Source organism: Nostoc sp. (assembly GCF_036916985.1).
In the GTDB taxonomy this organism is placed as follows: Bacteria; Cyanobacteriota; Cyanobacteriia; order Cyanobacteriales; family Nostocaceae; genus Nostoc.
Map to the genome: position 1 here is coordinate 24,093 of NZ_JBALFD010000035.1, position 20,448 is coordinate 44,540.

Annotated in this window: 18 protein-coding genes; 13 read left to right on the forward strand and 5 right to left on the reverse strand. The window is 40.5% G+C overall.

From position 1 onward, the window contains the following. Window positions 1-369 precede the first annotated feature (369 nt). The 4 genes from V7L07_RS12860 (at window position 370) to V7L07_RS12875 (ending at window position 2,277) form a co-directional block, all read left to right on the forward strand. On the forward strand, window positions 370-957 hold the full coding sequence (locus tag V7L07_RS12860) for a thylakoid membrane photosystem I accumulation factor (RefSeq protein ID WP_335058314.1): 588 nt from the start codon (window positions 370-372) through the stop codon (window positions 955-957). A gap of 170 nt (window positions 958-1,127) precedes the next feature. Then, window positions 1,128-1,736 (forward strand): hypothetical protein, encoded by a 609-nt coding sequence (locus tag V7L07_RS12865; protein WP_335058316.1) that lies wholly within the window; start codon window positions 1,128-1,130, stop codon window positions 1,734-1,736. Window positions 1,737-1,861: 125 nt separating this feature from the next. Next, window positions 1,862-2,053 (forward strand): type II toxin-antitoxin system HicA family toxin, encoded by a 192-nt coding sequence (locus V7L07_RS12870; RefSeq protein WP_335058318.1) that lies wholly within the window; start codon window positions 1,862-1,864, stop codon window positions 2,051-2,053. Then, entirely contained in the window at window positions 2,053-2,277 is a 225-nt protein-coding gene (locus V7L07_RS12875; RefSeq protein WP_335055362.1) for a type II toxin-antitoxin system HicB family antitoxin, read from the forward strand. Before V7L07_RS12870 ends, V7L07_RS12875 begins: the two co-directional genes overlap by 1 nt. Before the next feature lie 140 nt (window positions 2,278-2,417). Here V7L07_RS12875 and murD read toward each other — a convergent pair whose 3' ends face one another. Continuing rightward, window positions 2,418-3,923, reverse strand: coding sequence for a UDP-N-acetylmuramoyl-L-alanine--D-glutamate ligase (murD, locus tag V7L07_RS12880; RefSeq protein WP_335058320.1), 1,506 nt, complete (start codon window positions 3,921-3,923; stop codon window positions 2,418-2,420). Window positions 3,924-4,007: 84 nt separating this feature from the next. Then, window positions 4,008-6,161 carry a glycine--tRNA ligase subunit beta gene (gene glyS / locus V7L07_RS12885; protein ID WP_335058322.1) on the reverse strand — a complete coding sequence of 718 codons (2,154 nt, stop codon included), beginning with the start codon at window positions 6,159-6,161 and terminating at the stop codon, window positions 4,008-4,010. 283 nt (window positions 6,162-6,444) lie between these two features. On the opposite strand from glyS, the gene V7L07_RS12890 reads away from it, so the two are divergent. Then, on the forward strand, window positions 6,445-7,023 hold the full coding sequence (locus tag V7L07_RS12890; RefSeq protein ID WP_335058324.1) for a PEP-CTERM sorting domain-containing protein: 579 nt from the start codon (window positions 6,445-6,447) through the stop codon (window positions 7,021-7,023). Between the two features lie 238 nt (window positions 7,024-7,261). Here the strand turns inward: V7L07_RS12890 and V7L07_RS12895 are convergent, their stop codons facing one another. Next, the gene (locus V7L07_RS12895; protein WP_335058326.1) at window positions 7,262-8,221 is read right to left on the reverse strand and encodes an SGNH/GDSL hydrolase family protein; all 960 of its coding nucleotides are present in this window, start codon (window positions 8,219-8,221) and stop codon (window positions 7,262-7,264) included. Continuing rightward, window positions 8,222-8,593: a hypothetical protein gene (locus tag V7L07_RS12900; RefSeq protein ID WP_335058328.1), complete on the reverse strand. Its 372-nt coding sequence runs from the start codon at window positions 8,591-8,593 to the stop codon at window positions 8,222-8,224. It abuts the gene before it with no gap. Window positions 8,594-8,658: 65 nt separating this feature from the next. Here V7L07_RS12900 and V7L07_RS12905 point away from each other — a divergent pair, with 65 nt between their 5' ends. The 3 genes from V7L07_RS12905 to V7L07_RS12915 all read left to right on the forward strand — a co-directional run bounded on the left by V7L07_RS12905 (window position 8,659) and on the right by V7L07_RS12915 (window position 12,415). Further along, window positions 8,659-8,835 carry a hypothetical protein gene (locus V7L07_RS12905; protein ID WP_179063510.1) on the forward strand — a complete coding sequence of 59 codons (177 nt, stop codon included), beginning with the start codon at window positions 8,659-8,661 and terminating at the stop codon, window positions 8,833-8,835. Window positions 8,836-9,188: 353 nt separating this feature from the next. Then, window positions 9,189-12,071: a glycerol-3-phosphate acyltransferase gene (locus V7L07_RS12910; protein ID WP_335058330.1), complete on the forward strand. Its 2,883-nt coding sequence runs from the start codon at window positions 9,189-9,191 to the stop codon at window positions 12,069-12,071. Beyond that, on the forward strand, window positions 12,068-12,415 hold the full coding sequence (locus V7L07_RS12915; RefSeq protein WP_335058333.1) for a cupin domain-containing protein: 348 nt from the start codon (window positions 12,068-12,070) through the stop codon (window positions 12,413-12,415). The genes V7L07_RS12910 and V7L07_RS12915 overlap by 4 nt, the downstream gene beginning before the upstream one ends. Before the next feature lie 157 nt (window positions 12,416-12,572). Here V7L07_RS12915 and V7L07_RS12920 read toward each other — a convergent pair whose 3' ends face one another. Further along, window positions 12,573-12,929, reverse strand: coding sequence for a hypothetical protein (locus V7L07_RS12920; protein ID WP_335058335.1), 357 nt, complete (start codon window positions 12,927-12,929; stop codon window positions 12,573-12,575). A gap of 143 nt (window positions 12,930-13,072) precedes the next feature. Between V7L07_RS12920 and V7L07_RS12925 the strand changes: the two genes are divergently transcribed. From V7L07_RS12925 to V7L07_RS12945, 5 genes are all read left to right on the forward strand, one after another. Further along, window positions 13,073-13,222, forward strand: coding sequence for a hypothetical protein (locus V7L07_RS12925; protein WP_335058337.1), 150 nt, complete (start codon window positions 13,073-13,075; stop codon window positions 13,220-13,222). A 280-nt stretch (window positions 13,223-13,502) separates the two neighbouring features. Continuing rightward, on the forward strand, window positions 13,503-15,458 hold the full coding sequence (locus tag V7L07_RS12930; protein ID WP_335058339.1) for a PAS domain-containing sensor histidine kinase: 1,956 nt from the start codon (window positions 13,503-13,505) through the stop codon (window positions 15,456-15,458). Between the two features lie 18 nt (window positions 15,459-15,476). After that, window positions 15,477-16,991: a hybrid sensor histidine kinase/response regulator gene (locus V7L07_RS12935; RefSeq protein WP_335058341.1), complete on the forward strand. Its 1,515-nt coding sequence runs from the start codon at window positions 15,477-15,479 to the stop codon at window positions 16,989-16,991. A gap of 75 nt (window positions 16,992-17,066) precedes the next feature. Next, the gene (gene argJ / locus V7L07_RS12940; protein WP_335058342.1) at window positions 17,067-18,230 is read left to right on the forward strand and encodes a bifunctional glutamate N-acetyltransferase/amino-acid acetyltransferase ArgJ; all 1,164 of its coding nucleotides are present in this window, start codon (window positions 17,067-17,069) and stop codon (window positions 18,228-18,230) included. A gap of 863 nt (window positions 18,231-19,093) precedes the next feature. Then, on the forward strand, window positions 19,094-20,296 hold the full coding sequence (locus tag V7L07_RS12945) for an AAA family ATPase (RefSeq protein WP_335058344.1): 1,203 nt from the start codon (window positions 19,094-19,096) through the stop codon (window positions 20,294-20,296). The last annotated feature ends 152 nt before the right edge of the window (window positions 20,297-20,448 follow it).

A 20,448-nucleotide genomic window follows, 5' to 3' on the forward strand; every position in this document is an offset into this window, starting at 1 on the left:
AAATTTAATCTTGTGAGTTTAGCGAATCCTAGCTGAAAAAGCCAGCCATACCAATTTTGAATTTTGGATTGTTGCACTACTTCGCCTTTGTTTTGGGACTTCCAGAAATTAAATTATTCAATTTTGAGACAGAAGACGATTGATCGTTAGATTCTTCCTCCCCTGCTTCCCCTGCTCACCGAAACGATGGGATATTTTTTTAGTTGGAAGTCCCTTTTACTTCCGCATAGCAGTACCAACCACTTACGAGAGATAATCTCAGTAGGCGTTATCTTAAAAAATAGTGCGTGGGCGTAATTACATATCCAACCCAGTTTGCCGAATTCAGTACAAACTCACGACAAGTAGTAGCTTGCAAGGTTCCTTTTGATGAATAGCACAAAGTTTCTTTTTTTACATAAACAAATTGCTGGCTGTGGAAGGTGGTTGTCCAAATGCCTGTTGTTGCTTGTAAGTCTTTTCATTATAAGTATGCAGCCTGCATCTGCTGGTCTTAATAATGATTTATATGATGGCAACATCTTTGTCGTTTATGCTGGCAATGGTTCATTGGTTCCTCCCAGACAGACACTCGCACAGACTTTAGCGGAACATAAACCCGTATTTTTGGCTTTCTATCTGGATGATAGTAGCGATTCCAAAAGATATGCCATTTCCATTTCACGGGTACAGGAATTCTATGGTCGGGTAGCAGAGATTATGCCGATTAATGTAGATACTATCCCGCCTAAAGAGACCTACGACCCAACAGAACCAGGATATTACTATGCTGGGAGTGTTCCTCAAGTCGTGGTGTTAAATAAATCAGGTGAGGTAGTTTTGAATAAAAAGGGTCAAGTACCTTTTGAAGAGATAGACGATCAATTTCGCAAAATCTTTGATTTATTACCACGCACTGAAACAGCACAGCTAAAACGGCGAGCCTTTAATGAGTTTAGCAGTGAGTTAGCTAAATAACTTATGGGGTAGACCAAATTGGTCTGCCCTAATTTTTAGTGATATCTGTTACTACATTGCTGCCGATGTCAAAGCATAATGATTAGAAAGTTAATCTATAGTCTATAAGTCCGTAACAACTGACTAATGACCAATGACCAATGACCAATGACTAAATAGAGTGTATTCTAATGTCAAAGGTTTACACCACCCAAGAACTGATTCAAATTTTGGCAGCCGAACGCCAAGCTTGCCTCAAAGGAAAACGCTTAAAGTTAGAAATAAAAATCTCTGGCAATCCGGTAATTGACCAGTTTATCAGCACTGATGGGTTGCAACAGTTCACTGCCTATCAAGATTTCAAAACTGCAATTCACGAGTATCAGAAAGAAAATGGAGTTTCTGGTATTATTTGGCGGGAATTGACAGTTAAAGGAAAAAACTTGCACTATCCCGAAATAGATACTGAGTTAATTGCTCTCAATGGTGACTTAGAGATATTAAAAGCCGCTAAAAATTCCATCGTAGAATTTTGGCATGAAGTCACTATCGGGATGGACTTATACTTAAGTTTCAATAATAGTAAACAACATCAACAAATTATCACATCTGATGTAGAAAGAATTGTTCAAAGAACAGAATGGGCAAGTTTATGCAAGTGGGAAAATTCTAGCTTTTTGGAAATGATTTTGCAGCTAGGATGGGGTAAACCAGAAGAAGCTTATTATAAACGAGGAAGACCGCGATCGGGTAGTGAATATATTCACGCAGTCAATCCCGGAAATCGCCCTATTGGTTGATTGATGTGTTGGGTAGTAATGCTGAAAACCACGACAAAATGACGGATAGAATTACGTTTACTTTGTTTTCTTAATAAGGCACTCTATTTGTAACAGAAATTTTAACTGTACAAATAAGTAGTAGCATGAAAGTACGCGAAGTTATCAAACGACTGGAAGCTGATGGTTGGTATCTTGCTAGAAGTAAAGGTAGTCATCGACAGTTCAAACATCCTGATAAACCTGGTACTGTAACAGTAGCAGGTAAGCCAAATGTAGATGTGCCAATTGGTACTCTGAAAAATATCTGGAGACAAGCTCAATTGGAGGAAGACTGATGCGTTATACAGTTGTGATTGAAAAGGGAGCAACTAGCTACGGCGCTTATGTCCCTGATTTACCAGGTTGTGTCGCTGTGGGTGAAACTTTAGAAGAAGTCAAGCAGATGATTGCAGAAGCTATTGAATTTCATATAGAAGGAATACTAGAAGATGGTTTACCTATTCCTAAACCTACAAGCATTGCTCATGAGGTTGAAGTTGCAAACTACAGCAAAATATAATAATTTAAAACTACTAAATTAGCACTAAATAATACTTCTAGATATTTTGTAAAGTTAGTTTTAAGAATTTGTAGTAAGGACTTTAGTGCTTAGAAAACAAGGACTTTAGTCCTTACTACGAACTTGTTGACAAACAATGCTTATCGACTTTGAACTATGGACTGTTGACTAGAGTTTTCAAGTTCTGGAAGTTCTACTCTGGCGGGTTTCCAACCTCCCGCCCAAGCGAGGCATAGATGACGGAAGCGATCGCCCCGCACCTCAAAATTTGGGTACTGGTCAAAACTCGCACAAGCCGGAGATAGCAATACTACAGGCGCTTGATACTGCTTGGCTAATTCTGCTGACTTGGGAACTGCCCTTTCCATTGTTTCCACAATATGGTAGTTATGATACCCTACCTCTTGCAGACGTTTAGCAAATGCGGGTGCAGCAGAACCAATCAATAACACAGCAGCAGTTTTGGTTTGAATTTTTGCTAGCCAGCCAGTATCATCTCCTGCTTTGGCTTCTCCACCAGCAATTAAAATCGCTGGACTGTTAACGGATGCTAAACCAACTTCAGCAGCATCGTAGTTAGTAGCTTTGCTGTCGTTAATAAAATCGATACCTTCCCAAGTGCAGATATGCTCCAAACGATGGGCAACACCAGGAAATTCTCGAATTGCAAGTGCGATCGCATCATGATTAATTCCTGCTAATCTTGCTGTTGCTACTGCCATCAACAGATTTTGCTGGTTATGTTCTCCCACCATTCGCAAACTAGATACTTTCACAATTGGTTCTGGTACAGAGGTTGCAGTCAATTTTTCCACAACCCAGCCGTCCTCAATGTAAAAGCCTTTTTCGCTAATCAGAAAATCTTTGCCTCTGACACTTGTCCAATAAGCATCAGGCCAAGCACTTAAACCTAGCTGGCTCAAGTAGGCATCATCGCCATTGAATACTTGCAACTCCGACTGACGTAATAACTTAGCTTTGATGTTGTAATAGTTCTCTAAAGTCTGATGGCGACTCAGATGATCCGGTGTAAAAGTCGTCCAAACACCGATCCGGGGAGCAAGAGAACTCGAAGATTCTATTTGATAGCTGCTAATTTCCGCAATTACCCAATCGAGTGAAGAGTTAGGAGTTAGGAGTGAGGAATTATCAAATGCTCCCCCTGCCCCCTGCTTCCTGCTCCCTGCTCCCTGGGATAGGGCAACATCACAGGCGGCATAGCCGATGTTACCGCAGGCTGGTGCATTTAATTCTGCTGCTTGGAAAATGGCAGCAATTAAAGCTGTGGTAGTAGTTTTGCCATTAGTGCCGGTAATTCCTACCCAAGGCAGCGATTGTAAATTTCGCCAAGCGAGTTCCATTTCGCCAATGGTTTCAATACCTAATTGGCGTGCCTCAACTAAGACGGGAATATCCCAAGGCACGCCAGGACTAACGACTATTAATTGGGGTAAATTAGCACCATTTAATTCTAGAGATTGGCCGAGTTTTACGGTTATTTGCTCGGCAGCGAGTTGTTGTTGTTGTTCTAGGAGGGTTTTGGAGGTGTTGCCATCACTCAGCTCTACCTCCCAACCTTCCCGTTTCAACAATCTCGCCGCAGCAACACCGGACTTTCCCAATCCAATAACAGTAGCTCTAGGCATAGATTGCAGCAGAGTGTCCCTGGTTAAGCACTCCCTATACTAGCGTTTATTGGCAAAAATTACACCAGTTTTTGTTAACCTACGCTACAGATTTTTAACGATCGCACCAAAGTCAGCTAAAACACGGGCATGATTGCGAACTAATCCCAGCAGATGCAAGCGATTACGCTTAATTTCTGGATCGGAGTCCATAACTAAAACGCTATCTGGGCCATCAAAGAAGTTACTAACTGCTGGAGCAATTTTTGTGAGTGCTGCTACTAACAGTTGATAATTTCGTGTCTGCTGTGCTGCTTGAGTTTGTGGTACTGATTCGATTAGCGCATTATACAAAGCACTCTCAGAGGGTTTTTGGAATAATTCTTGACGAACTACGGTTGTTGGTTCTAGTTGTTTTGTATCCAAATCACCTTGGGCGGCTAATCGTGTGGAACGGTTAACGGTTTCGTAGATGTTATCTAAGGTACTGTCGTTGCGGATTTGTTGTAAGTATAAGGCGCGATCGCGTACATCCAATAAATCTTTTAACGTCCGTTCTGTGTATTCTGGGTCATTTTCTCCCAAAACTGCATTTACTAAGTCGTAATCAATCTGCTTTTCTTCTTGTAGTAAAGTGCGGATGCGTTGCAAGAAAAACTCTTGTAATGCTGTGGTTAATGATGTCTGTTCTTTGTGATATTTGGCTGCAAAATCTGTTGCTATCTCCTTCAATAAATCATCTAAATTTATCGGCAAGTTATCAAACCAAACAATTTTAACTACAGCATTCGCAGCACGGCGTAAGGCAAAGGGATCAGAGGAACCAGAGGGAATTAAACCTAAACCAAAGATACTCACTAAAGTATCTAATCTATCTGCCAAACCGACAATTTTACCTGTGAGTGTTCCAGGTAAAATATCACCGGCTCCCTTTGGCAAATAATGTTGATAAATTGCTTTTGCTACTTCGGCATCTTCACCACTAGCTAAGGCATATTTCTCTCCCATAATGCCTTGCAATTCGGGGAATTCATACACCATTTGTGTCACCAAATCTGCTTTACATAATAAAGCAGCACGTTGGATTCTTTGGCTTTGATCTTCCGCTAATTCTAATTGACTGCTAATTTGCTCGGCAATTTTAACTATTCTATCTACCTTGGTACGCACCGAACCCAATTCTTCTTGGAAAGTGACTTTCTCCAACTGGGGTAAAAAGTTATCTATTGGCTTAGTTAAATCAGCTTCATAGAAAAATCTGCCATCAGCTAATCTGGCACGAATTACCCTTTCATTCCCGACGGCAACAATATCTGATTTTTTCGGGTCGCCGTTAGAAATGGTGATGAAATTAGGCAATAATTCTTGCTCAAAACTCCCTGGTTTGAATACAGGAAAATAACGCTGATGAGTAACCATAACTTCAGTAATTACTTCAGTTGGTAATTCTAAAAATTCTGGTTCAAATTTCCCGACAACTGCGGAAGGATATTCTACAAGGTTGATTACTTCTGCTAACAAATCGGGGTAAATTACTGTATACCCACCTAAATTTTCTGCTACTGCATTTACTTGCTCTTTGATCAGATTTGCCCGTTCTTCTGGGTCAACGTTGACATAAGCAGACTTGAGGGCGGTAACATAATCAGTCGGCTGGGCAATTATCACAGGTTCAGGATGTAAAACGCGATGACCTTGAGAAATGCGATCGCTCTGAACAGTCTTAGAACCATTCACTAATTCTAAAGGCAGCACTGTCTCATCTAACAAAGCTACCAGCCAACGAATTGGTCGGGAAAACCTTGCATCCCCATTACCCCAACGCATTAACCGCTTACCCTCTAAACCCCAAATCCACTGAGGAACAAGTTCTGTCAAAATTTCCGCCACCGGACGACCGGTAATTTTTTTCAGAACAAAGACAAATTCCCCTTTGTCAGTGGGGCGAACAGATAGTGCATCCAGTTCCACACCTTGCTTTTTGGCAAAGCCTGCTGCTGCTGCTGTCGGCTGACCATCTTTAAAGGCAGCTTGGGCGGGGGGTCCTTTAATTTCTTCTTCTCGGTCTGGTTGCTGGGATGGTAGCCCTGTAATCAATACCGCCAGCCGCCGGGGAGTACCGTACACCTGGACACTTGCGCCCTTGAGGCTGTTTGCTTCCAAGCTTTGGGGAATGCGTTCCTGCCATTGCACTAAAGCATCACTGAGAAAACTTGCAGGTAGTTCTTCTGTACCAACTTCTAATAGAAACCCAGGCATATAACACTGTTTTCAACTTTGCGTAGCTCAACTTTATCAGTTATTCTCAGGCGATCGCTCGTGATTTTTAGCTGAGGGCAGTTCTAGCTTGCGGCAGAAGGTTTGTTAGATAAACTTGGCATTTTATGCAAAACTTCACGAAAAAAATGCTTTTCTTTATTAATTTATTACATTTGATACGTATTTTTATGCGGTATTTACGTACAGATGTTTCTATCGTAAGCTTAGTATTGTTTAATGCCCTGATATCTGCATCATATCAATCAATTTTGGAGTTATGACCATGAGAAATATTTTCGCCAAAATCGCTACTACTAGTGCTGCTTTGACGGTTGCGATCGCTGGTGCTAACAACCCAGCCCAAGCTATTGATTTCAACTTTAACTGGCTAGGTAATGCTGGTTATTCAGCAATAGGTTCATTTAGCTACGACGAGGCTACAGCACCTATAATTATTTCAGAAAGTGGTAGTGGAGCAACCAACTTTTTACAATCCTTGAATGTCTCTTTCTTAGACCCATCTAACAATCTTCTAGGAACTTACAACACCGTTACTGGTGGAGTCTCACAATCTAGCTTCTTTGCTTTCAACTTTGATACTTCTACTCACACATTGTTTGGCCCCTTGGATGTTGCCGGTGGGACGGGTGTGATTGGAGAATATTTCTTCCAGGGAACAGTTGGTGACTCTTTGAAATTACGTAAAGATGTCGATCAACAGGGAACATCAACACTAGTAGATCAAAATTCTGGCTCTATTCAAGTATCCAAAGTCCCTGAACCTGCTTCTATGTTGGGTTTGCTAGCGTTTACTGCCTTGGGTGTAGGTTCGTCTTTGAAGAAAAAGCAAGCCTCTTGCTAGAAATTAGGGCTTTCTAGTCAGGCTTGCAAAATTTACTGAATCTCTATTCTAGCCCCACTAGTTCAGTGAACTGGTGGGCTATAATTCAAACTCATTTCAGAAGTGCTGAGTGAAGAAAAATAAACTAGTATTTATGTACTAAACAAGGGCGGCACACTGCTCATTTGTGTCAACTTAACGGGAAACGGGCGGTTATAAACCGTGTCCTGGGGATATGCCGCTTTGTCTACAGTCTGCTTTAATTTTTGGAGATATTTAGTATTTTCAAAAGCGATCGCTCTATAACTTCACTGACAAATTTATTGCCCTGTAAGTTGAGGTGAATATGATCGTGAAATAAACCTTGCGGGTTGGTAGTTGAATTGAAGGCTGGTAAAAAGTCTATATAGTTAATTTGCTGTGCTTTGGTAAAATCGCTCAAGCGCTGACGTGCTTTAATTTCATAATCGCGGGGGCCAGGTTCACCAATTTCTCGTAGTAAGGGAGTCATGACTAACAAAAGTTGGCTGTTGCTTTGGCGAGTCAAGGCTTGAATTTTAGCGATCGCCTCCAAATTAATGCCCACGCGATCGCCTGGTTCATTTTGCACGGCTTGTAGTTCGGGAATTGGCTTTTGTTTAAGGATATAACGCTGCCACACTTCCGCTAACGCCAGAGGCGGTTTACGATCTGGATAGTTGCGATCGCGTCCTACTGGCAAAGAAGTAGGAGGAGTAGCAAACAAATCATCGGTATTAATTAATAACACCACTACTTGCGCGTTGAAATTGCCAAACTTCTCTAAATAAGCTAATTCGTTCCTTGGCCCCCAAGAGTTAGCTGAAGCATTTAACACTTCTACTTCCTGGTAATTACTATTAGTGGATGATACTAGAGAACGCATTATCAAATTAGATATTGTATTCGTTTGATCTGTCCACCAGCCACCATTAGCGATAGAATCACCTAATAGTAGAATTCGCAATCCAGAAGTTGCAGGTATCTTTTTGATCGGACTACCTCGCATAGAATATTCATTAATTTCAATGCGATTACCAAAACGGCGGGTACGTTGGTTAGGAGCTAATAAATAACCAATCTGCTCATCACCAATATAAATTAGGGGATTACCAAAACCGAAGAGCGATCGCAGTCCGATCTCAAATACCACAAATAATCCCACAACCACCGCCGAAATTACGATCAGTGCTATTTTCACCTACTCACACCCTCTTATACCAAGTTGCTTTTCAATGATACTGGGGGAATGGGGATTGGGGACTGGGGACTGGTGATTGGTGATTGGTGATTGGGTATGGTTATTTTCCTTGTCCCCTTGTCTCCCCCAGTACCCAGTCCCCAGGGGAGCATCCCATTTGTCATTGCGAGCGGAACGCAGTGAAGCAAAGCGATCACAACATCTGTAGTTTGCGATCGCTTTATTCCGCTCCGCTTCATACCCTACGGGTTCTCCGAAGGAGTACGCAATGACAAGTAACGATTTTGGTAAATTTACAAAATTGGGATGTTCCCGTCCCCAGTCTCGATTCCCAAGTCCCCCAGTCCCCAGTCCCCTGTCCCCAATACCCATTCCTAAATTCTTAGAATGAATTTAACATCATCAGCAAAGAGAAGGACTACAATCAAAACGGACAAATGTTTCATGCTCCAAAAACAGAGGATTACAAAGCTATGTCCGACTTAAATCGAGGAATTATGAAATTTGAGGGTGCAGATTCCCCAAAAGTAGTCACTATCTCTACCGTGTTGCTTCTGGGATCGATCGCTGCTCTTATCATCTGGGCGCTGCAAGCGGCCTATGCGCTAAACTAAAACCATTAGTAGTCTAGAAGGACACTTGTCTTAAACGGTTTCCGTCTTAGCCAAGTGTCCATTTAGCAACTAGTGTAATTGAAGAAGAATACAGAATCCAGAATCCAGAATCCAGAATGCTTTTCCTTGGGGGATTCAAACCAATAGCTGATTGTAGACCTCTAAATCTATAATTTGGATTGTTTTTTAACTCCTGTGTTCATGCCCTAGCTATCATTCTGAATTCTGACTCCTGACTCCTGAATTCTTTCTATAAAAAGCCCCCTAATAACCATCAAAAATTTCAGAAAAACTTTAGATTTTAGATTTGAGGTTTTAGATGGAAAATTTAAATCTAAAATCCAAAATCCAGAATGTTTGAACCTTGGGGTGTCTTAGTTATTGTAATTATCTGCCCCCTCTTGGGCGGATTACCCCTGATTGAATGGATTACTTACGCCCTCAAGCGGAAGCGATTATCACAAGTTGGTACAAGAAATATCAGTGTATCGGCTGCATTCTATCATGGTGGCAAATTTGTCGGTATTTTGGCAGTATTTTCAGAAGCTTTTAAAGGAGTTGCGGCAGTTTTACTCACCCGCGCTTTCTTTCCTGATGGATCGTCTTGGGAATTGGTTGCCCTGATTGCTCTAGTAATTGGTAGATACTGGATCGGTAGAGGGGCAGGTACGACAAATGTTGTCTGGGGATTTGTCGTACACGATCCACTAGTGGCAATGTTTGTGTCTTTCTTTGCAGGTATTAGTTTTACAATTCTGCAATCAAAAAAGGTAGTCAAATTCGGGGTTTTGCTTCTTTTCCCTCTGTTTGTGGCAATTCTGCACTTTAGCGATATTCCCAGAATACTTGTCGCTGTTGCCTTAGCGGGTTTAATGGGGTGGATTTATCGCAAAATTCCTGATGATATGAAACTGCCAGCCCAAGAGGCACAAACAGAATCGCAAGCAATGTTGGAATTTTTACGCGGCGACCGCACAATGGTTTCTTTAGATGAAGAGTTGGATGCTGCCATTGTCGGAGAAAAGGCGGCGACGTTATCACAAATTAAGCGCTGGGGCTATCCAGTACCGAAGGGGTGGGTACTCGCGCCAATCGATAATCCCGAACTGTTGACAGAATTTCTCCAGCCATCAGAATTATCTCCTTTAGTAGTGCGTTCCTCTGCGATTGGAGAAGATTCTGAACGCGCTTCTGCTGCTGGACAATATCAAACAGTCTTAAATGTCACTAGTGTAGAGGCATTACAACAAGCGATCGCTCAAGTTCAAGCTTCCTACAATCATCCCTCTGCTATCCAATATCGGCGCGATCGCGGCTCAAATGATACAGCAATGGCTGTGTTGATTCAACAACAAGTCCAGAGTGTATTTTCTGGTGTTGCTTTCAGCCGCGATCCCATTACTCAGCAAGGTGATGCAATTATCATTGAAGCCCTTCCAGGTAGCCCGACACAAGTGGTTTCGGGAAAAGTCACACCAGAACAATATCGCGCTTTTGTTGTTGAAACAGAAAATTCTTACTCTGTACAATTAGAGGGTCAAGGACGAATTCCACAAGCATTAATCAAACAAGTTGCATACTTAGCCTACCGACTGGAAAAACGTTATCATGGCACTCCCCAAGATATTGAGTGGAGTTATGATGGTCAAACGCTTTGGGTATTGCAATCTCGACCAATCACTACTCTGTTGCCCATCTGGACACGCAAAATCGCCGCCGAAGTGATTCCTGGAGTCATTCACCCCTTAACATGGTCGATTAATCGTCCCTTAACTTGTGGAGTTTGGGGAGAATTTTTCACCTTAGTTTTGGGCGATCGCGCCTTGGGGTTAGATTTCACCGAAACAGCAAGTCTGCACTATTCCAGAGCCTACTTTAATGCCTCCCTCTTAGGAGATATTTTTCTCCGTATGGGATTGCCACCGGAAAGTCTGGAATTTTTAACCAGAGGAGCTAAATTAAGTAAACCATCTTTGCAGTCAACCTGGGAAAATTTGCCAGGACTAGGGAAGTTGCTGAAGCGGGAATTAAGTTTAGAAAAGGACTTCAAGGAGGATTATTATAAACTGTTTATTCCTGGGTTGTCGCAGTTGGCACTAGAAAGCGTAGATAATTTGGATGGTTCCAAGCTGTTAGCAAGAATTGACTTTATTCTAGAGTTGCTGCACCGAGGAACATATTACAGCATTTTAGCTCCCTTGAGTGCTGCTCTGAGACAGGCGATTTTCCGGGTGAAAGATAGCCAAATGGATTATAGCGTCACACCAGAGATTGCAGCATTACGAACGCTCAGTGCGATCGCCACCGATGCCAAGCAGATATTAGCTGAGTTTGAACCACAGCAGGTATTTGAGCAATTAAAGCAAACCCCAGAGGGAGAAAAAGTCCTCCAAGAATTTAACGAATTGCTTCAGGATTACGGCTACCTAAGTGAAGTGGGAACAGATATCTCCGTTCCCACTTGGCGGGAGAATCCCCAGATGATTCAGCAGATGTTTGTCCAGTTAATGCAGGGGAACGAACCACAAGCAGGCGCGAAAGACGCAATTAATAGTATCTTTGCCAGTAAACGCAAACGTGGATTTGTCCAACGGCGTGTAGATATTAAAGGACGAGTCACCGAAGTTTATTCGCGGCTTTTAGCTGAATTGCGTTGGAGTTTTCTGGCTTTAGAGAAAATTTGGTTAGAGTCTGGTTTACTCAGAAAAACAGGCGATATCTTTTTTCTAGAGTTTGATGAAGTGCGGCGTTTAGTTGTAGGTGAAGATTCCAACTTAGATGAGTTAGTGGAATTTAGGCGATCGCAATTTCTGCAAGATAGTGAGATTATTCAAGTACCTCTTTTAGTCTACGGCAATACACCTCCTCACCCCTTAGCCCCCTCTGAGGTTTACTCTGACCAAATTTTACAAGGTATTGGAGCCAGTCATGGGCAAGCTGAAGGCAGAGTGAAGGTGTTGCGAAATTTACAAGACGTACCGGAGATTAATCGGGATACAATTCTGGTAGTACCTTACACAGATTCCGGCTGGGCACCATTGTTATTAAAGGCTGGCGGATTAATTGCCGAAGCTGGTGGAAGACTTTCTCATGGTGCGATCGTTGCTCGTGAGTACGGAATTCCCGCAGTGATGGATGTTCACGGTGCTACATGGATTCTGCAAGATGGTCAACGAGTCAGGATTGATGGGTCTAGGGGTATTGTGGAATTATCTAACGATTTAAGACCAGAATGATTACCACTTCTCTCCAAGACTTACCTGAAGAGTCTGTTTCTCACAATGCCGCAATCAAGAAAAAGGTGATGCTACGCTTCGGCGATTTACCTCACCTCACTAACTTTTCTCAAGCACGTTTTGCTCCTGGACAAACCGCACCAGCACACGCGCATCAAGATATGTGTGAAGTATTCTTTGTGGAAGCCGGTCCGGGAGTAATTCACATTGATGGTAAAGAATACCCCCTGCTTCCGGGAAACTGCGTAGCGATAGAGCCGGGAGAAGTACACGAAGTTGTCAATAGTGGCTCAACTGAGCTTGTTTTGACATACTTTGGTTTGCGAGTCGAAAAATCCAACTAATCATCAAGCAACTTGGGTTAAGGTACTTCCAGAAATTAACAATTCAAAATTCAAAAATAAATTATCCAATTTACTCAGATAATAATATTTTTCTTTCTCCCCCTGCTCCCTGCCCCCTGCCTACACAGCGATAGGATATTTTTTTAGTTGGAAGTCCCTAATATACCAAAGGTGTCGCACCGCGCATTTGACGTAAAGAATTTATACAGGCAGCACAGTCGCAACCAAATAAGTTGATTGCCATATCGCTTTCTTGGTCATTGAATTCTAGCATCGGAGCATCTTCTTGAGAAAACTCTATTTCTGGCTGATATTTAGGAATTTGAGCCAATACAGAAGCCCTGGCACACACTAAACCTACTTTATGTTTATTGCGTATACAAGATAAACGGTCTGTGGTTTTGGCTTCTGATTGTGGCTCCGTAGCTTGTGCTTGATTGAGCATTACTCCCATAGAAAGAATAGAGCTAATCAGTACAGGAGAAGAAAGCAAACTCAAGATGAATTTGTTCATTAGTTTCTTTAGAAAACAATTGCGATCGCTCAGACTATTCGATTAAATCCTACGCGTAAGTAAACATCAAGGGAGTAGCAAACATTTCTAAAAGTGGCTTAATGCGTAAATACACGTATTAAACTAAATGATAATTACGTTATATGAGCGAAATATTACCGTGGTTTGTGAAGATTTTTATATATGTCGATGGCTCATTTCAGAAAATATACGGTAACAATAACCAAAGCGATCGCGGTACTTTAAGTTCAATAAATCTTATATTATCAGGTTATAAGACTCAGAACGTATGACAGGCAAAGGATGTAGAAGCCCTAGCCGCTACTCGATCCTAGCATATAGCTACTACGGGAAAACTCTGACGGACAGCTTTTAGGTATTATCTCGTTCCCAGTCTCCGATAGGGAATGCATTCCCTACTCCCTATTCCCTATTCCCTACTCCCTTTCATACCAATGGCAGGATGCCCAGCCCACAAGAGGTCTAATTTATTTCTTATCAGTCCCTTAGGCTAAAAACCTCTTGCTTCGCACTTCAGGCTTTGGTGAAGACTTGTGCAATGTATAGGTTTTGATGATGGAATTTTTAAGTAATTTTTTCTCTACTAGCCAGTTTATTCCTCACGGTCATTGCTACCTCTGGAAACCAGAATTGGTATGGCTGCATCTGGTTTCAGATGTGTTAACTGGACTTGCTTATTATTCAATTCCAGTAATGTTGGTTTATTTTGTCCGTAAACGGCGAGATGTGCCTTTCAGCTCGATATTCCTAATGTTTGGCATATTCATCGTTGCTTGTGGCACAACCCATTTAATGGATGTATGGACGCTTTGGTATCCTACTTATTGGCTATCAGGGTTATTCAAAGCTATCACCGCTTTTGTCTCCGTATTGACAGCTGTAGAGCTTGTGCTATTAATGCCCCAAATACTAGCTCTACCGAGTCCTGCCCAATTAGAGGTTGCAAACTGCCAACTAGCAAAAGAAATTGCTGAACGCATACGAACTGAAGAGGTGTTGAGGGAAAGTGAACAACGCTGGCAATTAGCTTTACGCGGCAATAATGATGGAATTTGGGACTGGAATGTTAAAACCAATAAAGTTTTTTTCTCACCTCGTTGGAAAGAAATGCTTGGTTACGAAGAACACGATATTTCTAACCATTTAGATGAATGGGTAACACGAGTGCATCCAGATGATGTTGAATGGGTGACACAAGCAGTTCAAGATCATTTTGCTCAGAAAAAGTCATTTTATGTTGCCGAGTATCGAGTCAAATGTAAAGATAGCACTTATAAATGGATTTTAGATCGGGGCCAAGCACTGTGGGATGAAGATGGTAACGTACTACGGATGACAGGTACACAAAAAGATATCACTGAGCGGAAACAAGCAGAGGAGGCACTAAGCAGCCTGCTGGAGCAATTAGAAAGCAAGGTTGAGGAACGGACAGCAGAGTTAACTAGGATTAACAAATCACTACAGGCAGAAATTACTGAACGCCAGCGAATAGAACAAGCATTGCGAGAGAGCGAACAGCGATTTCGTGCTACATTCCATCAAGCTGCTGTTGGCATTGCCCATGTAGCAATAGATGGAAGCTGGTTGTTAGTTAACCAGAGGCTTTGTAATATTCTTGGTTATACACCCGAAGAACTACAGTTGCTAACTTTCCAAGATATTACTCACCCTGATGATCTTAACGCTGACCTAAAATATTTTGACCAGATTTTAGCAGATAATATTCCAACTTATTCGATAGAAAAGCGCTATTTCCGCAAAGATAGTTCGATTGTTTGGGTTAATGTCACTGTGTCTTTAATGCGTGAACTTTCTGGAGAGCCAAAGTATTTTATTTCTGTGATTGAAGATATTAGCGAACGGCAAAAGTGGGAGGAGCAAATTCAAGCATCACTTTTAGAAAAAGAGGTGTTATTAAAAGAAATTTACCATCGTGTCAAAAATAATTTACAGGTTATTTCCAGTCTGCTAAACTTGCAATCTGCTTATATTAAAGACGAACACGATTTGGTAATATTCCAACAAAGCCAGCAGCGGATTGAATCAATGGCTCTAGTTCACGAAAAGTTGTATCAATCTCAAGACCTAGCAAAGATTAATTTTGGTGAATATATTCGAGATTTGGTAGCAAGTTTATTTACTGCTTATGAAGTAAATGAAGATGCGATCGCTCTGAAAACAAATATCGATGATCGCGTATTTTTCGGCTTGGATACAGCAATACCTTGTAGTTTAATTATTCATGAGCTTGTATCCAACTCATTAAAATATGCATTTCCAACAGGTAGAAATGGTACGATTTCTATCAGTCTTAAAAAAGACCACAAAAATCAGGTAACACTTGTAGTTAGTGATGATGGAATTGGTTTACCATTAAACTTTAATTTCAAAAATCTAGCATCTTTAGGTTGGCTGCTAATAGATGCTTTAAGCAATCAATTATCAGGAAATATCAATATCCAAGGTGCTATGGGAGTGGAGTGTTCTCTGACATTTACATTAATATAAAATAAAATAACTAAGAAGATGACAAACGCAAAAATATTAGTCGTGGAAGATGAAGCAATTGTTGCTAAGGATTTACAATATCGACTGATAAAATTTGGTTATATAGTTCCTGCGATCGCTTCTTCAGGAGAAGAAGCAATTAATAAAGCAGTAGAAATCTCACCAGATTTAGTGCTGATGGATATTAAGCTTAAAGGTTCAATGGACGGAATAGAAGCTGCTCAAGAAATCTATAAGCATTTGGATATTCCAGTAATTTATTTGACTGCTTATGCAGATGATAACACATTAGCGCGAGCCAAGATAACTGAGCCATTTGGCTATCTAATCAAACCCTTTAAAGAAAAAGAACTACAAATAAATATTGAAATAACTCTGATTAAACATGGTCTAGAAAGGCAATTAAAAGTTAATCAAAAATGGCTAGATGCACTTTTAAGAAGTATCAGCGATGGTGTAATTGCTAGCGATCTACAAGAATTGATAACTTTTATGAATCCGGTTGCTGAAAACCTGACTGGATGGAAACAGGAAGAAGCTTTTGGTAGAAATTCATCAGAAGTATTTAATATAGCCAATGGAGAAACTCATAACCCGATTGAAAGTCCGATTATCAAAGTTCTACAAGATGGTATTATTGTCGGTATTCCCGCAGAAACTATATTGATTACTAAAGACGGTATAGAAATACCAATTGATGACAGTGTTGCACCAATTAAAGATGACAAAGATAATATTACAGGCGCGGTGTTAGTCTTTCGAGATATTACTGAGCGTAAACAAGCGATTGAGGCACGTCAAAAGCAAATTGAGCAAGAGCAACTTGTGGTGCAATGGGAAGAGATAAATCAACTCAAAAATGACTTTTTGAATTTAGTTACCCACGAATTGCGATCGCCTCTGAGTAACATAAAATTGATGATTCAAATGATACAAGTATCTACAAGTACTGAGGAAGCTCAACGTTATCTCGAACTGATGGAAAGTGAGTGCGATCGCGAGCTAGAATTAATAAACGATCTATTAGACTTACAACGGCTAGAAAGCTCATCCTATCGAGTTATTGTACCTGATGCCTTACTCCTACAACAGTGGTTAAATTGGGTGATTGAGCCATTTCAAATCCGTGTTCAAGAACATCAGCAAACTCTACAGTTAAATCTCCCTGAAAATCTCCCACCGCTATTTTCAGATGGTATTAGCTTGGAACGAATCTTAGTAGAGTTGATCAATAATGCGTGTAAATACACACCTGCGGGTGGTGAAATTATCCTAAATGTAAGTCACAACTCCTTAGAACTGCCTGCAAAAACTATTATTACTATTAGTAATTCAGCAGAAATATCGGGAACAGAGTTACCACGAATCTTTGAGAAATTTTATCGCGTCCCCAATGCAGATATCTGGAATCAAGGTGGTTCAGGGTTAGGTTTACCTATAGTACAGAAATTAATCGAACAATTGCAAGGAAATATTCAAGTAGAAAGTGGCAATGGATGGACAATATTTACCCTCACATTAATTGATTTATAGTACTCAAATAATCCAAAATTGTTGGGTGAGGGTGGGGATATGAGATAATTAAAGCAAATTATTAAATCCAGAAAAATGTCATCAAATATATCTTCCACACCTCAAGGTTTTAGTGCATTTATTACTAATTTGGGAATCCGAGATACAACAGATGATTTTGTATTTATTAAATCATCTGTTCCCTGTGTTGCTGATGGAGTTTTCACTCAAAGTCTTTTTGCTGGTCCAAGTGTTACTGTTAGCCGCGATAACTTAAAAGATTCACAAGCACAAGCAGTTGTCGTTATATCTAAGAATGCAAATGTCGCTAATGGTGCTGTTGGCATCGCTGATGCTCAAGAAGTTCTACAATTAGTTGCAACTGAAACTGGAATTGCTGCACATAATATTGCGATCGCTTCTACAGGTGTAATTGGCAGACGTTACCCAATTGAAAAAATCAGAGCAGGTTTATTAGGATTCGGAAAAAAATTAACTGATGCTGATTTTAATGCCGCAGCCCGTGGTATTATGACCACCGATACAGTAGCGAAACTAGTTACACGGCAAATAGGAAACGCCAAGCTGGTAGGAATTGCCAAAGGTGTCGGCATGATTGAGCCGAATATGGCTACCCTTTTAACTTTCTTTTTTACTGATGCGGCAATTCCTGCAAATAGTCTTCGTTCTATTTTTCGCTCTACTATAGATAAAACCTTTAACTGTCTGAGTATAGACACTGACACTTCTACTAGTGACTCTGCCGTGATTCTAGCTAACGGTTTAGCTGGTAAAGTTTCAGAATCAGATTTTGCCATTGCATTACAAGAAGTTGCACAAGAATTAGTACTGAAAATTGCACGAGATGCAGAAGGTGCTACCAAAATTATTGAGGTAACTGTCGATTCGGCGATTAACTATGCACAAGCTAAAAAAGTAGCTAAAGCAATTGTGAATTCACCATTAGTAAAAACCGCCGTCTATGGAGCAGATCCAAATTGGGGAAGAGTTGCTATGGCTATAGGCAAATGTGAAGACGAACAGCAGATAAATCCAGAGTTAGTTGTTATCAGTTTTGATAATGTGAAAGTTTATCCTAATAGCTTAACTAATGAAAATCTGGAGCAGTTGCGGCAAATTATGTCAAAAGCTAAAGTAGATATTCATGTTAGCCTCAATATTGGCAAAGCCTCTGCAACTGTATGGGGTTGCGATCTTTCAGAAGGCTACATAGAAATTAATGGCAAATACTCGACTTGATTAAGTCGGTAAGGAATAAGAATTAAATAACATACAATTTTTTATGTCTCTGGTTTACCTCACCCTCAATTCCTTTCCTTATAAAGAAGAGGGAAGCTAGAAACAGGATGAAGTTTTGCATCTTATTTAACGTGAGTCCGACTGGTCATATCATGTCCACCCAAAAGACCTCTGCCTGGTTTTACTACGCAAAACCTGTCCCTCTCCGAGTCAGAGAGGGATAGACTTGAACTAAATTTCAAGGTAGGGAGAGGTCTGTCGAACTCACGTTTATTTAATCCACGTTTCTAAGCGTGAATAATTAAAGTTTGTAGTAAAGGCTTTCTTCAGTTCTATTTTAAGAATTAAAGCTTTTACTACAAACCCAGCCAGCAAAAAGAAGAACTTTGACGTCAGCCAAAATCGGGTTCGGTGTTTTATCTTACGAGAAATTATACGGAGATTGATACTAGTCCTGATGTAAAAATGCATAAGTGGTGTCGGTATATCAATAGTTAAAAGTAAACTCCCACTCACCAATTGCTCTGTCAAAAAAGTTGACACAGGTAATCATTATGTATTATAGTATAATACATAGAGAATGAGTTAAATTAAAAAGACTTCCTAGCCAGTACAGCATGGTGGAAATAAAATTGCCATTTTTACGTAATTAGTTGAGATCACATTGAAGAAGTCAGAATCAAGACATGACTCGAAAATACTCGCTACCGCTACGAAGCACCGCCAGTCATATTAAAATGCATTCTGTTAGCGGATGGCTAAGGTTTAGCCCATTCTGACTACTGAATTCTGTTCGATAAAAATTTTTCCAAATATCCTACCTAACACCAAATAATTCGATTAACGCTGCATAACTAATAAATATGGATTTTGATTATTTTAGAAGCAATGAAAGCACTCCTACAAATAATACCAGGCAAAGCTTGCTGGCTTGTGGTTGGCGACCATTTAACCGAGAATTAGATTGGGGTTTTTTGTGGCAACTATTGCACAGTGACTCGCGCGAATTAAGTCAAAAAAGTTTGAATTTAGCGAGTAATGTCGCTGATATTTTAGGAAGAAATAATTATGCTTGGTGGGCTAATTTATTAAGTATTGTATCTGATAATACCCGCTACGAAGTTGAAAAGTTTTGGAATTACATCACGCCAGATCCAGAATCACCAGATCATCGCTACAAAGATGTTTTGAGTACCGAAACACCCATTGTTCAATTTGTAAATCGTAGTAGTATTCCTATTGATTACGTTCTTAACCGACTGCAAGAAATTACTGTACTGCGAGTTTTAGGTGTGTTGGGTAATCCCGACATCATTACTCAGTATTATTCAGAAAGAGATTTTTATTTACCTATAGATAAATTTGTTAGCTGGGAACGCTTAGACGTTATCAATACTGTTTATGCTTACTGGTCTAAATATGATATTTGGTTGCAAATTGATCCCTACGATCGCGGGCGACGACAATATACTTTAATGGCGAGAAATCTCGCGCCACTCATTAACAAAGCAACTTACGATTTAGCGGTGATGCTGAGTGGATATCAAAGTCGTGTAGGCAAAGTTCATAGTCAATTTGCGATTCGGACATTTCCCGCAGATATCCAAGACTTTACTGATTCTGTACAGCAAGCGATTCTGAATCAAAACCAGTTAGCGGTTGTTGTACATGGGGAGCCGGGTACTGGTAAAACAGTCTGGACACAGGCTGTAGCAAAAGAAATTCTTGTACCTTTGGGGTATGTAATTTTTATTTTAGATCATGATGCGATCGCTAACTTTGTCCCACCGACTTACATAGAGCGTATTTGTATAGTGATTAACGAAGCTGATAATCTAGCGCAAAATCGTGCTTCGGAAGTAGCCCAATACAATAATAAAACCGAACACATTCTCAGCTTGCTAGACGGCACTTTGTATCAGAGTGTAATTGATGACTCTGGTATTCAAATGCAGCAACGGTTAGTTATCTTGATGACTTGCAACACTACTGAAAGATTAGATCCAGCCATGTTACGTAAGGGTAGGGTGGATTTAATATATGAGTTTACGCAACTATTTGTATGAGGAGACAGGAGGACTGAGTGCTGAGTAAAAATACCAGTTCCTAGTACAATACGGCGTAAATAAACCACCCATTTTAAATAGCCAGAAAGCTTACAAAATAAGCATTCTTTCTTTTTACTTTTGCCTTTTTACTTTTGCCTTCTTGTACTAGT

Coding starts and splice junctions, on each gene's coding strand:
- V7L07_RS12910 (WP_335058330.1), top strand. CDS start 9,189: ATGTTTGAACCTTGGGGTGTCTTAGTTATTGTAATTATCTGCCCCCTC.
- V7L07_RS12865 (WP_335058316.1), top strand. CDS start 1,128: ATGTCAAAGGTTTACACCACCCAAGAACTGATTCAAATTTTGGCAGCC.
- argJ (WP_335058342.1), top strand. CDS start 17,067: ATGTCATCAAATATATCTTCCACACCTCAAGGTTTTAGTGCATTTATT.
- V7L07_RS12915 (WP_335058333.1), top strand. CDS start 12,068: ATGATTACCACTTCTCTCCAAGACTTACCTGAAGAGTCTGTTTCTCAC.
- V7L07_RS12925 (WP_335058337.1), top strand. CDS start 13,073: ATGAGCGAAATATTACCGTGGTTTGTGAAGATTTTTATATATGTCGAT.
- V7L07_RS12920 (WP_335058335.1), bottom strand. CDS start 12,929: ATGAACAAATTCATCTTGAGTTTGCTTTCTTCTCCTGTACTGATTAGC.
- V7L07_RS12860 (WP_335058314.1), top strand. CDS start 370: ATGAATAGCACAAAGTTTCTTTTTTTACATAAACAAATTGCTGGCTGT.
- V7L07_RS12875 (WP_335055362.1), top strand. CDS start 2,053: ATGCGTTATACAGTTGTGATTGAAAAGGGAGCAACTAGCTACGGCGCT.
- V7L07_RS12930 (WP_335058339.1), top strand. CDS start 13,503: ATGATGGAATTTTTAAGTAATTTTTTCTCTACTAGCCAGTTTATTCCT.
- V7L07_RS12935 (WP_335058341.1), top strand. CDS start 15,477: ATGACAAACGCAAAAATATTAGTCGTGGAAGATGAAGCAATTGTTGCT.
- glyS (WP_335058322.1), bottom strand. CDS start 6,161: ATGCCTGGGTTTCTATTAGAAGTTGGTACAGAAGAACTACCTGCAAGT.
- murD (WP_335058320.1), bottom strand. CDS start 3,923: ATGCCTAGAGCTACTGTTATTGGATTGGGAAAGTCCGGTGTTGCTGCG.
- V7L07_RS12905 (WP_179063510.1), top strand. CDS start 8,659: ATGTTTCATGCTCCAAAAACAGAGGATTACAAAGCTATGTCCGACTTA.
- V7L07_RS12870 (WP_335058318.1), top strand. CDS start 1,862: ATGAAAGTACGCGAAGTTATCAAACGACTGGAAGCTGATGGTTGGTAT.
- V7L07_RS12945 (WP_335058344.1), top strand. CDS start 19,094: ATGGATTTTGATTATTTTAGAAGCAATGAAAGCACTCCTACAAATAAT.
- V7L07_RS12890 (WP_335058324.1), top strand. CDS start 6,445: ATGAGAAATATTTTCGCCAAAATCGCTACTACTAGTGCTGCTTTGACG.
- V7L07_RS12900 (WP_335058328.1), bottom strand. CDS start 8,593: ATGGGTATTGGGGACAGGGGACTGGGGACTGGGGGACTTGGGAATCGA.